The organism is Pantoea sp. RIT-PI-b, from assembly GCF_001187905.1.
Lineage (GTDB): Bacteria > Pseudomonadota > Gammaproteobacteria > Enterobacterales > Enterobacteriaceae > Pantoea > Pantoea nemavictus.
The window spans coordinates 313,632-327,447 of sequence record NZ_LGIS01000033.1 but is presented as its reverse complement, the minus strand read 5'-3'; the positions used below and the strand labels follow the sequence as shown (position 1 = coordinate 327,447).

The window sequence follows — 13,816 nt, the reverse complement described above, 5'->3', positions numbered from 1 at the left end:
TTGGCACGATCTTGACGATATATGGCATGCGCACAGATTTCCACTGCCGCCGCAATCTTTCATGCTGGCACTCTCTTAACGTTTCGCAGGGATTGACTATGAAGAACATGTTGGCGCTGATGGCGGTTTGTTTGGCCGCGTTGATGTCAGGGCTGGAGATCTCCAGCGTACCGGTGATTTTGCCCGTGCTGGAAAAGCAGATGCACGCCAGTTTCCGCGAGCTGCAGTGGATCATGAACGCCTACACGCTGGCCTGCACCGCGGTGTTAATGGCCACCGGCACGCTGGCGGATACTTATGGACGTAAGCGCATCTTCATTATCAGCATTATCGCCTTCGGGCTGACTTCGGTGATGTGCGGGCTGGCGCAAAGCCCGCTGTGGCTGATTGTCGCGCGCTTACTGCAAGGGCTAAGCGGTGGCGCGATGTTAACCTGCCTGATTGCCATTCTGTCGTTCCAGTTTCCACAGGGAAAAGCGCGCAGCCGTGCTTTCGCCGCGTGGGGAATCACCTTTGGTTTTGGCCTGGGCTTCGGGCCGATCATCGGCGGTATGCTGGTGGCGTGGTTTAGCTGGCAGTGGGTATTTCTGGTGCACGGTTTTATCGCGTTGCTCACGCTGATGCTGGCAATGAAAAACGTGGTGGAATCGCGTGATAGCGAAGCGAAAAAACTCGATCTTAGCGGGCTGATCACCTTATCGCTCACCGTGGTTGGTGCAACCTTTCTCATTACTCAGGGTGGCAGCCTCGGTTGGCGCAGCCTGAGCGCACAGCTTATTTTGCTTATCACCCTGCTCAGCGCGCTGTTATTTGTCTGGATTGAACGTCGTCATCCTCATCCGATGTTTGATTTCTCGGTGTTCCGCATTCGCGCCTTTTCCGGTGCGCTGATGGGCTCGATAGGTATGAACTTCAGCTTCTGGCCGCTAATGATCTATCTGCCGGTCTATTATCAGAGCGGCTTAGGCTACAGCAGCATGGCCACCGGCCTGGCGCTGCTGGCCTACACGTTGCCAACCTTATTGATGCCGCCGCTGGGGGAGAAGCTGGTGGTTCGCTTTGGGGCGGCACGCATGATCCCGCTGGGTTTATTTACTCTTGGTGCAGGTTTTATGCTGATGAAGTTCGCTGTATCACAGCAAATGAGTTTACTGCCGGGCGCGCTACTTTCAGGCATTGCGCTCGGGCTGACCAATACGCCGGTGACCAACACCACCACCGGTTCAGTGCCGGGAAATCGTGTGGGCATGGCGTCGGGAATCGATATCAGCGCGCGACTGATCACCCTGTCAATCAACATCGCGCTGATGGGCAGCCTGCTGGTGGCAGGCGTAGCGGCGAGTCTGCAACGCATCATGCCCGCCATCAATGATGCCCAGGATGTGGCCGAGCGGATTGCGGGTGGTGGCGAGGTTGTGCTGACCGACAATGTTGCTGCGCGGGTGCTGGCAGACGGATTTTCCGGCGTGCTGTTATACGGCGCCGTAGGCGTGTGGGGATTGGCGTTGGCGAGTTATCTGCTGTTCAACATCAAGTCTAAGCGGGCGATCGCGCGCACGGATGAGAGGAACAAGAAACAGTGCGCACCGTAGTTAAGGATTGATCCACTGAGCGCTGGCAAGGCTCCCCGAGGCGCTATAACGCAACAAGGCTCTTTGATTGTTTTCCCTGGCTAGCCTGCACCAATCCAGCAGGCTAGCCTGAAACAGCAATACACCGAAATTGCCCTTGCCGCCGCCAGCAGCGTTGTGTTCGTTATCAACATCGCTGCCCGGCGTGGGGCCGGCATAGGTTTGCTGCGTCCAGGGAGATAAACGCTGCCATGCCGCCTCAGCCCGCTCACTCTCCGCGCCATGCACCGTAATCGTTCCCTGCAAGCGCAGCTGGGTTTTGTCGCAATATCCTAAAACCGTTACCTGCGGATTAAGTGCCAGCGCCTGCCATTTTGGGCTGCGCATATCGGTGTGAAACTCCAGCGTACGCGTGAGGCGATCAACCCGTCGCAGCACCAGCGTTCTGGCCTGCGGCTGGCCCAGCTCATCGATAGAAGCGAGGGTTAAAAAGTGAAAACCCGCATCGGGTGCATGCACCCCGCTTGCCAGTTTATTCCAGCAATCCCGATCAAGCTCTTCTGCAAGCAGTGACATCAGCGTTTCCTATTGGGTTGAGTCGAAGTGTGAGTTAGCACTAGCGATCCACCAGCGCCAGAATCAGCGCCTCAAGTTCAGCCAATCCTTGCTGCTGGCTGATGTCGCCGCATACCACCGCATTGGAAATCGCATCGGCGGCACCAAGAATCCCCCACATACTGGCTTGCGACAGCGTTGCCTCGGCAAACCAGCTGCGAAATTTTTCAATAAAATCGAGCTGGTATTTGCGTTTCACCTCAGCCAGTTCTGGCGTGCTATCAAGCGCCGACAGCACGTCCGGAATCTCGCGCCCCTGCGTTAATACGCAATCAACGTAGCTTGATGCCACCACCTTAACCCTTTCGCCAAGGCTGCTGCCTGCCGCTGCCATCGCCGCCTCAATAATCACGGTTTGCCGCTGATCAAAATCCTCGTACAGCGCAGCGAGCAAACCGTGGCGGGTACCAAAATGATCGTAGACCACCGGGTTGCTCACGCCCGCCCCTTCCGCTACTCGCCCTAAGGGCAGCGCATCGCTGCCCTGCGCGCGCACCACATTCCACGCGACGCCGATCAATTGCTGGCGACGCGCGTGATGCGTCATGCGCTGGCGGATGGGGTGATTCATGCCAGTTCCTTCAGCGGAAAAAGTCGCTGTCCAAGTTGCTGTGCCAGCCTGTAGTGAGCCTCGGGATAATTGTCATCCGTGGGCAGCAGCAATTCGCTGGTCACCACCGGTGCGCCGCAATAACCGAAAATCCCCTCATCGATCTGTGTGCGCATGCTGCTGAAATAGCCGCGACGTACATACGTCCGCTGGCTCGCTGCACCCAGCGCCAACAGATGCACCTGCAATTTTCCCAGCTTTTTCACCACGTTTAGGCCGTCATCTTCGTAGGCCCAGCCTTGGGTGAAGACGCGATCGATCCAACCTTTTAGCTGTGCCGGGAACGACCACCAGTAAATAGGATAAACAATGATTAACGCGTCGGCGCGATCCACTCGCTGCTGCTCCGCCACGACATCGGCGGGTGACGGCGCACCGCTTTTGAACTGGTCAAAATCGGCCTGGTTAAAACGCGGATCAAACTGTTCTGCTGCCAGGTCAGCGATCTCATAACTGTGTCCCGCTGCGGCAATCCCTTGCGCGACCTGCGAAACAATGTGGTGCGTGTGGGAAGCCGCGTCCGGATGTGCAGTAACGATCAGAGCGTGCATGGTGAAACCCTCGATTAAGCATAAGCTACTAGTAGTAACTTACCATCGGTAGGTTGTCAAACTCTCCATACTTTGTGCAAGCAAACCGATTCCGCTCTACCGATATAAGGTCCGTAGTTTTCTATTTCCTGATAGTCATAGCGTCGATAGAACGCAACTGCCCGTTGATTGACGACGCGTGTCGAAAGGCGGATTTCACTGTATCCCATACTTTTGGCGCGGCTTTCCAGGAAGGCCAGCAACGCCGCGCCCACACCGGATACGCTACGGTCGGAGTACATGCGTTTAACTTCGGCCACGTAAGTGGATAGCGGCCTCAGCGCTGCGCAACCGACGGCGTTGCCCGCGTCATCTCTGGCCAGCAGCCACAGCGATCGCTCACGGGTTATCTCCTCAGCGTTGAAGTGACTTTTCCCATTATCACCGGTAATCACCGCAAGTTCTGCAGACAACTTCTCCACCAACGCTTGGGATTCAGACGAAAACGGATCGGCTTGTGTGATGGTGATCTTCATGACGACAATATGATTTCCTGATTCAATGATGAAAACATACCCAAGGATATTTAATGATGATCAAAGTGCGCAACGCAGAAGCGAAAGATTTTGCGGCATGGTCAGTGCTGTGGAAGGGATACCTGAATTTTTACGGCAGCGAATTGGACGAGAGCGTGACTTTAGCGACGTGGCAACGGGTGCTGACGCCTGGCTCAGGTATGCTGTGTCGGCTCGCGGAAAGCGATAATCACGTGGTTGGCTTCGCGGTTTGCGTTTTGCATCCAGGGACGTGGGTAACCGAGCCACTGTGCTACCTTGAGGATCTTTATGTTGATGAAAATCAGCGCGGCATAGGTGCAGGAAGAGCGTTGATCGAAGCGCTGCGTGATGAGGCCCAGCAGAAATCATGGTCGAAAGTGTACTGGGTTACCCGTGAAAGCAATCCAGCCCGGGCGCTTTACGACAAGCTGGCCCTGCTGGATGATTTTGTCCGTTACACCATCAAAATTTAGTTTAGCAAGCAACATGCTCTCTCAAGGCGGCAAGTAAACGAGTAACCAGTGGTTTTGCTTCGTTCTTCCGCCAGACAGCATACAGGGTGACGTTCAGCCCAAGCCAGGGCAGTTCAGCGATGGTAACCGCCGGCGAAGCCAAACGAGCAAGACTTCGCTGGATTAACGTATATCCCAGGCCCGCTTCAACGCATGAAAGTGCAGCCAACGGCCCGCTGACTTCAAGCCGCACATCAGGTGCGAAACCCGCACGTTCACAAATATCCATCAGCCTGCTCGACGCTGTGGTATTTAAACTTTGCTTATCTGCAATCCAGCGCTTCTTATCGAGCTGCTCAGGGCGAGGATGTTCAATCGCCTGCTTGCCTGGCATCGCCAGTACCACCGGCTCACTCAAGACGCACTGAAAAGCAAAAAGGTCATTCGCCTCAGGCGGGGCATAAACCAATGCCAGATCCAGCGCGTGATTCGATAGCGCATCGATTTGCGGCTGTGAACGTAGGGCATGCAGTTGAATATCCACTTCCGACGAGCAGTCTAACCGGGTAAGGCTGTCAGGAAGCAAAAGTGAGTGGATAGCGGCTTCAACATAACCAATATCAAGCCGACCCGATTGACCCTTTCTCAGGCTCCTGCCTAATCCATTCAGGCGATCGTGATGGGCGAGCAGCGCTTTCACTTCTATCAGGAACTGCTTTCCCTCGGCGCTAAGATACAGACGTTTCTTTTCACGATGAAAAAGTGCAACCCCCAACTCATCTTCCAACTGCTGGATCTGTCGACTCAAAGGGGAGGCAGAAATATGCAATTTCTCGGCGGCCTGGCCAATATGCTGCAGTTCGGCGACAAGCGCGAAAGAGCGCAATAGCTTGATGTCCATAACTTATCCGGTCACAACTCAGTCGAGAATGATGATAGCCACACAATAATCTATGCCGCAACATGTTACGTAATGCGGCAAGAGGCGTGATTTCGGCGTTAAGTAGCCCAAACGATTTTAATCGCAGTGTTAAAAACTGACATTTATCGAGGTATTCTTGAACACTTTATTTCACTCTTATGATATTGGCGATTATCACGTCACCGCAATAAGCGACGGCGAGATGACAGCCAGCCTGAATTTATTATCAGGAATTGAAAATAGTGCAGCCGTAAATATTCAGCAGTGTAATGGCATCATTGCACCGGATAATATTCATATTTACTGTTATCTCATCCGCGGACAGGGCCGGATTATATTGGTCGATGCAGGTATGGGAAAACTTAATCATGTGGGTGGAGAATTAAAACAGAACCTATTTTTATTGGGCGTCGCGCCTGAAGATATAGATACCGTGCTGTTAACTCACGGGCATCCCGATCATATTGGTGGTCTACAGGATGAGAGAGGACGACCCACTTTCGGCAACGCTGAACTCTATCTAAGCCAGGCAGAAGCCGACTTCTGGCGGGATGAAGCGCAGCTAAGTCGCCTGAATGAACGCGCGCAGATGAACGGAACGCGGGTTCGTCGCACGCTTGACGCATATCAGCCAAAGCTACGGTTTACGGAAAACGCCGTGATTGCTAAAGGGATCAGTGCGGTCTGCCTGCCGGGACATACGCCAGGCCACACCGGTTATCTGATTGAATCATGCCAGCAGAGACTGCTGATCTGGGGAGATATCGCGCATTATCCCCACATTCAAATAGCCCACCCGGAAATTTCCATCGCTTTTGATAACGACCCTTTGCTGGCAGAAAATACCAGAAAGGAGCTACTGGCACGGGTAGCACGAGAAAATCTATTAATTGCCGGTATGCATTTTGGCGTAACGGGATTTGCCTATATTCGCTGCGCTGCAGAAGGGCAGTATGTACTCGAATATGTCTAATCTCTCTCCGGCGAATGCTGCCTACACATATCCCATCATCCGCAGCATTGACTGCGCCTGATTCATCGCCTCTGCGCGGTGCGTCACGCCCAGTTTCTGATACAAATTACGGATATGAGTTTTGATGGTGGTGGCGGCGACGTCCAGCTCGCCGGCAATTTGGTCATTACTGTAGCCCGAGTAGATCAACCCCAAAACCTGCCATTCGCGCTGGGTGAGCGGGCTGGTGCGGATCAGCTCGGGCACGTCAGGATGATTAAGCAGGCGACTGACAAAGCCTTCGTCGAAATGGGCAAACTTATGGCGATGATATTTATTGATCTCGCTAAGGATCCTGCGGGCGCGGTGATTATCCAGTTCATCCAGGGTATTCAACTGGATAAGCTGACGCAGCTGCTGCGCCATGGCTTCGCCTTCAATCACGAAATGGCTGACGAAGCCGGTGCTGCGCGCCAGTTTCAGCGCTTCAATCAGAGCCTGCTGCGCTTCGGCTTTACGATCGGTTTGCCAATAGATCTGATTTAATAACAGCAGATTGCGGTTCATATCGCTCATCAGATGCAGCGCGCGAGCATTGTCGTTCAGCTCATCCAGCACCACTTCCGCCTGACTCATATTGCCCAACAATATTTGCGCCCGCGCCACGTTGCGCCACTGACCTTGCAAGAAATGATTATTGGCAAATTCAGGTTTCGCCGTCTGACGCATCCAGCTGCTGGCACTTTGGCTATCGCCGGTCATCTGCCAAAAAATCACTCTGACTTTATCGGCATTAGCGATCCAGTCACTGTGCAAGCTGCCGTTATTCAGCAGGTTCTCAAGGCGACTGAGATGGCTGCGGGCGTTATCAAGATTGCCACGCGCCAGCGAGCACTGCACCAGCAACCCCAGACACTGAATCTGCTGCTGTGGTTGATACCCTTTTAATACTTTAATCCCGTCGCGCGCGGCCTGTTCGGCTTCATCCAGCCGGCCCCACGCCCACAAAAGCTGCGCACGGATGCGCAGCAGAAATTCATGCATCGGGAACTGCGCCAGATGCTGCTCATTAACCAGCACAAACGCCCGCTCCTGCATCTCATAGGCGGACTGCAAAAAACCCTGCGCAAACAGAATTTCACTTTGCTGAATCAGGCTCCACAGCGCGTAGTTCCAGGCTTCTTCGCGACGCGCCATCTGTTCCGTCTGCCGCATCAGCTTGAGCGAACTGCTGAGTTCACCTTTGCAATGCATCACTTCACCTAAGACCGACGTGGCAACAATGCAGCTGTAAGGGCGACTTTTGGGCAGCACATCAAGCGCCAGCAAAGCCAGCCGTTCCGCTTCCTCGGCGTTGCCATCGTTCATCGACACCTGCGCCAGCAGCGCATTGAATTCGCCACGCAGCACCTCATCAATCTCGTTAGGGCATGACTGCTCAAAGCGCGTCAGCAGCGTATTCACTTCGGAAAAGCGATGCTGACTTTGCATCAGCCACGCCTGCAGCAGCAGCAGCTTGGGGTTTTCCCGCAGGATCTCCCACGGCAAGGCTGTTAGCGAATTTTCTAACAGCGTGAGTTCGCTCTGATTAAACAGCGTCCAGGCGTACTGCAACAGTACATCGCGTAGCATCAGCGCATCGCCGGCGGCCAGCGCATGGTGAATCGCTTCTCCGGGAAAACCCAGCTTCATCCAGCTCTCAGCCGCAGCGCGATGCAGCTCCGGCAGCTCAGCGGCGAGTTCCCACTGGCAGCGCTGGCGCAAAAAGTTGCCGAACAGCGGATGATAGCTAAACCACTCGCCGGAGTTATCCATGCGCTGTAAAAACAGCCCCTGACGTTCAATCTCCTCCAGCCGCATCTGGCCTTGCTCTTCGCCGGTCACGCAGGCGATCAGCGTATCGTTCATCGATCGCAGCAGCGCGCTTTTCAGCAAAAACTGGCGCGTGGCGCTATCCACGTTGTTCAGTACTTCTTCAACCAGATAATCTGCCAGATGACTGGCGTTGATGCCGGACAGGCGGCGCGCGGAGTCCTGCGCCGAACTGGCGCCCTGGCGGGTGGAGAGCGCGATCAGCTGCAATGCCGTTGCCCATCCCGCCACATCGTCACACAAACGGCCGCTCTCTTCCGATTCCAGCGGCGTAGTCAGGCGGCAATCGAAAAATTGTTTCGCCTCGTGGTGGGTAAACGCCAGCTGCTGGCTGCCGAGTTCAATCAGCTGTTCACGCACGCGCAGGTTAGCAATGCCGAGCTGCGGCAAGTTACGCGACAGCAAAATCAGCGTGACGTTTTCCGGCTGATTGCGCAAAAAGAAGCGCATGGCGTCATGAATAGCGGGATTGGTGATGTGATGGTAATCATCGATGATTAACCAGATCGGCTGCTGCCACGCCGCCAGTTCACTGAACAGCTGGGCGAACAGCGCATTGAGGTTAATATATTGCCGCTTCTGCGCCAGCGCTTCGCTGCGCGCGCAGCCGCCAAGCGTTGCCTGCTGCAGCGCCGCAATCAGGTAATCAACGAAGCGTTCCGGCTGATTGTCGCCCTCATCCAGTGAATACCAGCCCAGATGCGGTTTTTCCGCCGCCCATTGGGAGATCAGAGTGGTTTTGCCATAACCCGCCGGACTGGTCACCAGCACCAGACGATAATTCCCTGCGGCACTCAGTTTCTGGATCAAACGCTCACGCGTGACCGTGCTTTCGAGGCGGACAGGACGGCTGAGTTTTGCAGGTATTAACATCGGCGAACGCTTCTCCCTTAACGTGGCGCATCATTATTTTACGCTTCGTAATTAATAGTCACATACGTTCAGACATTCGTTTACCTAATGCAAGCGAACCCATTAAGCAAACTTAACAAAAGCGAGGGTTATCACATTCTTGTAGCGCTTTCAGATTTCCCTCAGCCTCTCCACCCCGATCATCCTCCCCCCTGAATTTTGTGCAGGAGGAGGAGCGCCCCATGCCCGTCGCGCAGAATGACCACTACGCACCTCCGCCCTTACAGGACAACCTGGCTATGAAATTTGATCGCTCTCGTTTTACACAAGCGCTGACCCGACAGTGGCAGCGTTTTGGTCTGCACGACGCTAAAGAGATGACGCCTGATCAGTGGTGGCAAGCGCTGAGTGGCGCGCTGGCCGATATGCTGGCAGAGAGGCCCGCGCCGCCTGCGGCGACCACACAGCGTCACGTTAACTACATCTCGATGGAGTTTTTGATTGGCAGGCTGACCGGCAACAATCTGCTCAACCTTGGCTGGTATGACGCGGTAAACGAGGCGCTGGCCGTATGGGATATTTCGCTGAGTGAGATTGAAGAGCGTGAGATCGATCCGGCGCTGGGTAATGGCGGGCTGGGTCGCCTCGCGGCCTGCTTCCTCGATTCGATGGCGACAGTGGGACAACCCGCTACCGGTTACGGACTCAACTATCAGTACGGCCTGTTTCGCCAGCATTTTGTCGATGGCGCCCAGCAAGAGCTGCCTGATGACTGGCAGCGCGACGGCTATCCGTGGTTCAACCACAACGCGGCGCTCACGGTCGAGGTTAACCTGGGCGGCAAAGTCATGACGCAAAACGGTGTGCATCACTGGCAACCGGCGGTGCAAATCCGCGGTGAGGCCTGGGATCTGCCGGTGGTGGGTTACCAAAATGGGGTGACACAACCGCTGCGCCTGTGGCAAGCGAAACATGCTCAGCCTTTTGATCTGCAGCGTTTTAATAACGGCGATTTTTTGCGTGCTGAACAGCAAGGTATCGACGCAGAGAAACTCACCAAAGTGCTGTATCCCAACGACAATCATGACAACGGCAAAAAGCTGCGCCTGATGCAGCAATATTTTCAGTGTGCCTGTTCGCTGGCGGACATCCTGCGTCGTCATCATCGCGCCGGGCGCAGCATTGAATCCCTGCCCGATTATGAGGTGATCCAGCTCAACGACACGCATCCAACCCTGGCGATCCCGGAGCTGATGCGTCTACTGTTGGATGAGCATCAAATCAGCTGGGAAAACGCGTGGCAGATTACACAACGCACTTTTGCCTACACCAACCACACCTTGATGCCTGAGGCGCTGGAGTGCTGGGATGTGCGCATGGTGCGCGCCCTGCTGCCGCGCCATCTGATGATCATCAACACCCTGAACGCCCAGCTGAAAAAGCAGGTTGAGGCGCGCTGGCCGGGTGATGACGCCACCTGGGCGAAGCTGGCGCTGGTACACAACAATCAGCTGCGCATGGCTAATCTCTGCGTCACCAGCGGCTTTGCGGTCAACGGTGTGGCGGCGCTGCACTCGCAGCTGGTGGTGAAAGATCTGTTCCCGGAATATCACGTGCTGTGGCCAGCAAAGTTTCATAACGTCACCAACGGCATTACGCCGCGCCGCTGGATAAATCAGTGCAACCCGGCGCTGGCAGCATTGATTACTAAAACGCTCGATCGCCCGTGGCTGACCGATCTTGATCAGCTAAAAGGACTAGAAATTTACGCCGACCACGCGGCATTCCAGGCACAATACCGCGCGATTAAACAGCAAAACAAGGTGTCGCTGACACGCTGGATCGCCGAACGCACCGGCATTACGGTCAATCCCGAGGCGCTGTTTGATGTACAAATCAAGCGTCTGCATGAGTACAAGCGTCAACATCTGGCGCTGCTGCATACCATTGCACTATGGCAAACGCTGGTGAGCGATCCGCAGGCTAATCTGGCGCCGCGCGTGGTGCTGTTTGGTGCGAAAGCCGCGCCGGGTTATGTGCTGGCGAAAAATATTATCTACGCGATAAACAAAGTCGCAGCCACCATCAACAACGATCCGCGCATAGGCGATCGCCTTAAAGTGGTGTTTATTCCGGATTACAACGTGTCGGTTGCCGAGCGACTGATTCCGGCAGCGGACTTATCCGAGCAAATTTCCACAGCGGGTAAAGAGGCATCAGGCACCGGCAACATGAAGCTGGCGCTCAACGGCGCCCTGACCATTGGCACGCTGGATGGCGCCAACGTGGAGATTGCCGAGCAGGTAGGCAGCGAAAATATCTTTATCTTTGGCCATACCGTGGACGAGGTCAGCGCGTTAAAAGCCGCGGGATACTCACCCGATGGGTGGCGCAAAAAAGATGCGCAGCTCGATCGTGCGCTCACAGCGTTGGAAGATGGCACCTTCAGCGACGGTGATGTCAGCGCCTTCGCACCCCTGCTGCACAGCCTCAGCTCGGCAGGCGGCGATCCTTATCTGGTGCTGGCCGATTTCCGTCACTACCTGAATGCCCAGGCGCAGGCAGAAACCTTATGGGCCGACCAGGATGGCTGGACGCGCGCCGCGATTCTTAATACTGCGCGCTGCGGGATGTTCAGCGCCGATCGCGCAATACGCGACTATCAGCAACGTATCTGGCAGGCCGCGCGATGAGTAGCACCATGACATCAACATTCAATCCCGCACCGGAAATTGCCGCCGATTACATCGATGCGCATGGTCGTTTGCAGTCTGTCTCTCCAGTCACCCGCCAGCGTCTGCTGGCGGCGATGCACCCCGCCCGCCCAGCGGTATCGCCGTTGCCGCCGGTGCTGATCGTCCAGGGCGAGCAGGCTGAAATAGTGCTGCCCGCGCCTGGCGTCACCGCCGATTGGCAACTGGTCAGTGAACAGGGCGAGAGCTGGAATGGCAGCTGCATCGCCAGCCAGCCGATCCGTTTGCCATCGCTGCCGTATGGTTATCACCAGCTCAGCGTTAACGCGCATCCGCAGCCGTTGCACTGCCGGATTATTGTCGCGCCTGTTCGTTGTTACGAGCCGCCCGCCATCGTTCAGGGCAACTCGCTGTGGGGTGCCTGCATTCAGCTCTATACCCTGCGCTCAGCGACTAACTGGGGGATCGGCGACTTCAGCGATTTACAACAGATGCTGGTAGAGGTCGCGCAGCGCGGCGGCGCCTGTATTGGCCTCAACCCGCTGCACGCGCTGTTCCCAGCTACGCCGGAAAGCGCCAGCCCCTATAGCCCCTCTTCACGTCGCTGGCTCAATATGCTGTATATCGATGTCGCCGCCGTGCAAGATTTTCAACACAGTGAGGAAGCGCAGCGCTGGTGGCACTCGCCGACTACGCAGCAGGCGTTACAGGCGGCGCGTGACGCTGAGTGGGTTGATTACTCTGCCGTTACCGCGCTGAAGCTGGCGGCACTGCGTCTCGCATGGCAGCACTTCAGAAAGCGCGCGGCGGACGACCAACAGGTGGTCGCTTTTGACACCTTTATGGCGCAAGGCGGGGAAAGTTTGCTGCATCAGGGTGTTTTCGACGCGCTACACGCCGCGCAGATCGCCGAGGATGCGCAGCGCTACGACTGGACGACATGGCCTGCGGAATTACAGTCGCCAGACAGCGCGGCGGTGCGGGCATTCCGTATCGAGCACACCTATGAAGTGCGTTTCTATCTGTGGTTACAGTGGCTGGCCGCCGAACAGTTCGCCGCGTGCTGGGCGGTTTGCCAGCACTATGCGATGCCGATTGGCTTATATCGCGATCTAGCGGTTGGCGTGGCGCAGGGCGGCGCGGAAACCTGGAGCGATCGCCAGCTGTACTGCTTGCAAGCCAGCGTGGGCGCACCGCCGGATATTCTCGGGCCGCTGGGCCAGAACTGGGGATTGCCGCCAATGGATCCGCAGGTGATGCAGGCGCGCGCCTACGAGCCGTGGATAGCGCTGCTGCGTGCCAACATGCACGACTGTGGCGCGTTGCGTATCGATCACGTGATGGCGCTGCTGCGCCTGTGGTGGATTCCGCAGGGCGAAAGTGCGGCAGAAGGCGCCTACGTGCACTATCCCATCGACGATCTGCTCGCCATTTTGGCGCTGGAGAGCCAGCGTCACCAGTGCATGGTGATTGGTGAAGACTTGGGAACGGTGCCACAGGCGATCGTCGGCAAACTGCAGCAGGCGGGCGTCTACTCCTACAAAGTGCTCTACTTTGAACAGACGTCAAAAACGGCATTTCGCCCGCCATCGCACTGGCCACGTCAGGCCATGGCGGTGGCCACCACGCACGATATGCCGACGCTGCGCGGCTGGTGGCAAAGTGACGATCTACGCCTGGGCAGCGAGCTTGGGCTGTATCCCGATAAACAGATTCTGGCCGGCCTCAACAAGGCACGTCTAGCCGCACGTCGCGCGCTGTTCAGGAGCCTGCAACGCAGCGGATGTCTGGCAGCACAGCGCGAGCCGCAGGTGATGAATCGGGCGTTAAGTGAAGCGATGCAGCGCTATCTGGCTGACAGCCACAGCGCGCTGTTGGGCCTGCAGCCCGAGGATTGGCTGGATATGGCCGCCCCGGTGAATATTCCCGGCACCACCACGCACTACCCCAACTGGCGGCGCAAGCTCAGCGCCTCGCTGGAGGCGATGTTTGCTGACCCGCAGATTAACACGTTGCTGGCAGATATCGATCGTCGGCGAAAGCAGGTTTGATTTTTGTAATGATTCGAGCCTCGGTCCGTGCTGGCTGTCCGTGCTGGCTGTCCCCCTCCTCGGTCCTCCCCCATAAATGGAGGAGGAAGATGCTGCTATATGTGAGTTCTGAAGCTGCATGTGGCAGCGTCTCCTTCCC

At 56.1% G+C, this 13,816-nt stretch carries 11 protein-coding genes; 5 read left to right on the top strand and 6 right to left on the bottom strand.

What is annotated here, in order from left to right; all coding sequences use genetic code 11:
- Window positions 1-98 precede the first annotated feature (98 nt).
- Window positions 99-1,592 (top strand): MFS transporter, encoded by a 1,494-nt coding sequence (locus AC790_RS22445; RefSeq protein WP_049853271.1) that lies wholly within the window; start codon window positions 99-101, stop codon window positions 1,590-1,592.
- Here AC790_RS22445 and AC790_RS22440 read toward each other — a convergent pair whose 3' ends face one another.
- Genes AC790_RS22440 through AC790_RS22425 form a run of 4 tightly spaced genes read right to left on the bottom strand, consistent with a single transcriptional unit; the run spans window position 1,593 to window position 3,862 of the window.
- Window positions 1,593-2,147, bottom strand: a complete 555-nt coding sequence (locus AC790_RS22440; RefSeq protein ID WP_049853270.1) for a pyridoxamine 5'-phosphate oxidase family protein — start codon at window positions 2,145-2,147, stop codon at window positions 1,593-1,595.
- A gap of 40 nt (window positions 2,148-2,187) precedes the next feature.
- Window positions 2,188-2,757: a TetR/AcrR family transcriptional regulator gene (locus tag AC790_RS22435; protein ID WP_049853269.1), complete on the bottom strand. Its 570-nt coding sequence runs from the start codon at window positions 2,755-2,757 to the stop codon at window positions 2,188-2,190.
- Window positions 2,754-3,347 carry an NAD(P)H-dependent oxidoreductase gene (locus AC790_RS22430; protein ID WP_049853268.1) on the bottom strand — a complete coding sequence of 198 codons (594 nt, stop codon included), beginning with the start codon at window positions 3,345-3,347 and terminating at the stop codon, window positions 2,754-2,756. The genes AC790_RS22435 and AC790_RS22430 overlap by 4 nt, the downstream gene beginning before the upstream one ends.
- 56 nt (window positions 3,348-3,403) lie before the next feature.
- Window positions 3,404-3,862 carry a GNAT family N-acetyltransferase gene (locus AC790_RS22425; RefSeq protein WP_049853267.1) on the bottom strand — a complete coding sequence of 153 codons (459 nt, stop codon included), beginning with the start codon at window positions 3,860-3,862 and terminating at the stop codon, window positions 3,404-3,406.
- Window positions 3,863-3,915: 53 nt separating this feature from the next.
- Between AC790_RS22425 and AC790_RS22420 the strand changes: the two genes are divergently transcribed.
- Entirely contained in the window at window positions 3,916-4,356 is a 441-nt protein-coding gene (locus AC790_RS22420; RefSeq protein WP_049853266.1) for a GNAT family N-acetyltransferase, read from the top strand.
- A gap of 1 nt (window position 4,357) precedes the next feature.
- Here the strand turns inward: AC790_RS22420 and AC790_RS22415 are convergent, their stop codons facing one another.
- On the bottom strand, window positions 4,358-5,236 hold the full coding sequence (locus AC790_RS22415) for a LysR family transcriptional regulator (protein ID WP_072093473.1): 879 nt from the start codon (window positions 5,234-5,236) through the stop codon (window positions 4,358-4,360).
- A 157-nt stretch (window positions 5,237-5,393) separates the two neighbouring features.
- Between AC790_RS22415 and AC790_RS22410 the strand changes: the two genes are divergently transcribed.
- Window positions 5,394-6,230 carry an MBL fold metallo-hydrolase gene (locus tag AC790_RS22410; RefSeq protein ID WP_049853265.1) on the top strand — a complete coding sequence of 279 codons (837 nt, stop codon included), beginning with the start codon at window positions 5,394-5,396 and terminating at the stop codon, window positions 6,228-6,230.
- A gap of 21 nt (window positions 6,231-6,251) precedes the next feature.
- Here AC790_RS22410 and malT read toward each other — a convergent pair whose 3' ends face one another.
- Window positions 6,252-8,954: an HTH-type transcriptional regulator MalT gene (gene malT, locus AC790_RS22405; protein WP_049853264.1), complete on the bottom strand. Its 2,703-nt coding sequence runs from the start codon at window positions 8,952-8,954 to the stop codon at window positions 6,252-6,254.
- A 278-nt stretch (window positions 8,955-9,232) separates the two neighbouring features.
- Here malT and malP point away from each other — a divergent pair, with 278 nt between their 5' ends.
- Window positions 9,233-11,626, top strand: coding sequence for a maltodextrin phosphorylase (gene malP, locus AC790_RS22400; protein WP_049853465.1), 2,394 nt, complete (start codon window positions 9,233-9,235; stop codon window positions 11,624-11,626).
- A gap of 8 nt (window positions 11,627-11,634) precedes the next feature.
- Window positions 11,635-13,677, top strand: a complete 2,043-nt coding sequence (malQ, locus tag AC790_RS22395; RefSeq protein WP_049853464.1) for a 4-alpha-glucanotransferase — start codon at window positions 11,635-11,637, stop codon at window positions 13,675-13,677.
- The last annotated feature ends 139 nt before the right edge of the window (window positions 13,678-13,816 follow it).

What these genes read in the sequence shown, in the direction of transcription:
- AC790_RS22420 (WP_049853266.1), top strand. Translation starts at nt 3,916, where the DNA reads ATGATGATCAAAGTGCGCAACGCAGAAGCGAAAGATTTTGCGGCATGG.
- malT (WP_049853264.1), bottom strand. Translation starts at nt 8,954, where the DNA reads ATGTTAATACCTGCAAAACTCAGCCGTCCTGTCCGCCTCGAAAGCACG.
- AC790_RS22425 (WP_049853267.1), bottom strand. Translation starts at nt 3,862, where the DNA reads ATGAAGATCACCATCACACAAGCCGATCCGTTTTCGTCTGAATCCCAA.
- AC790_RS22440 (WP_049853270.1), bottom strand. Translation starts at nt 2,147, where the DNA reads ATGTCACTGCTTGCAGAAGAGCTTGATCGGGATTGCTGGAATAAACTG.
- AC790_RS22445 (WP_049853271.1), top strand. Translation starts at nt 99, where the DNA reads ATGAAGAACATGTTGGCGCTGATGGCGGTTTGTTTGGCCGCGTTGATG.
- AC790_RS22435 (WP_049853269.1), bottom strand. Translation starts at nt 2,757, where the DNA reads ATGAATCACCCCATCCGCCAGCGCATGACGCATCACGCGCGTCGCCAG.
- AC790_RS22415 (WP_072093473.1), bottom strand. Translation starts at nt 5,236, where the DNA reads ATGGACATCAAGCTATTGCGCTCTTTCGCGCTTGTCGCCGAACTGCAG.
- malQ (WP_049853464.1), top strand. Translation starts at nt 11,635, where the DNA reads ATGACATCAACATTCAATCCCGCACCGGAAATTGCCGCCGATTACATC.
- malP (WP_049853465.1), top strand. Translation starts at nt 9,233, where the DNA reads ATGAAATTTGATCGCTCTCGTTTTACACAAGCGCTGACCCGACAGTGG.
- AC790_RS22430 (WP_049853268.1), bottom strand. Translation starts at nt 3,347, where the DNA reads ATGCACGCTCTGATCGTTACTGCACATCCGGACGCGGCTTCCCACACG.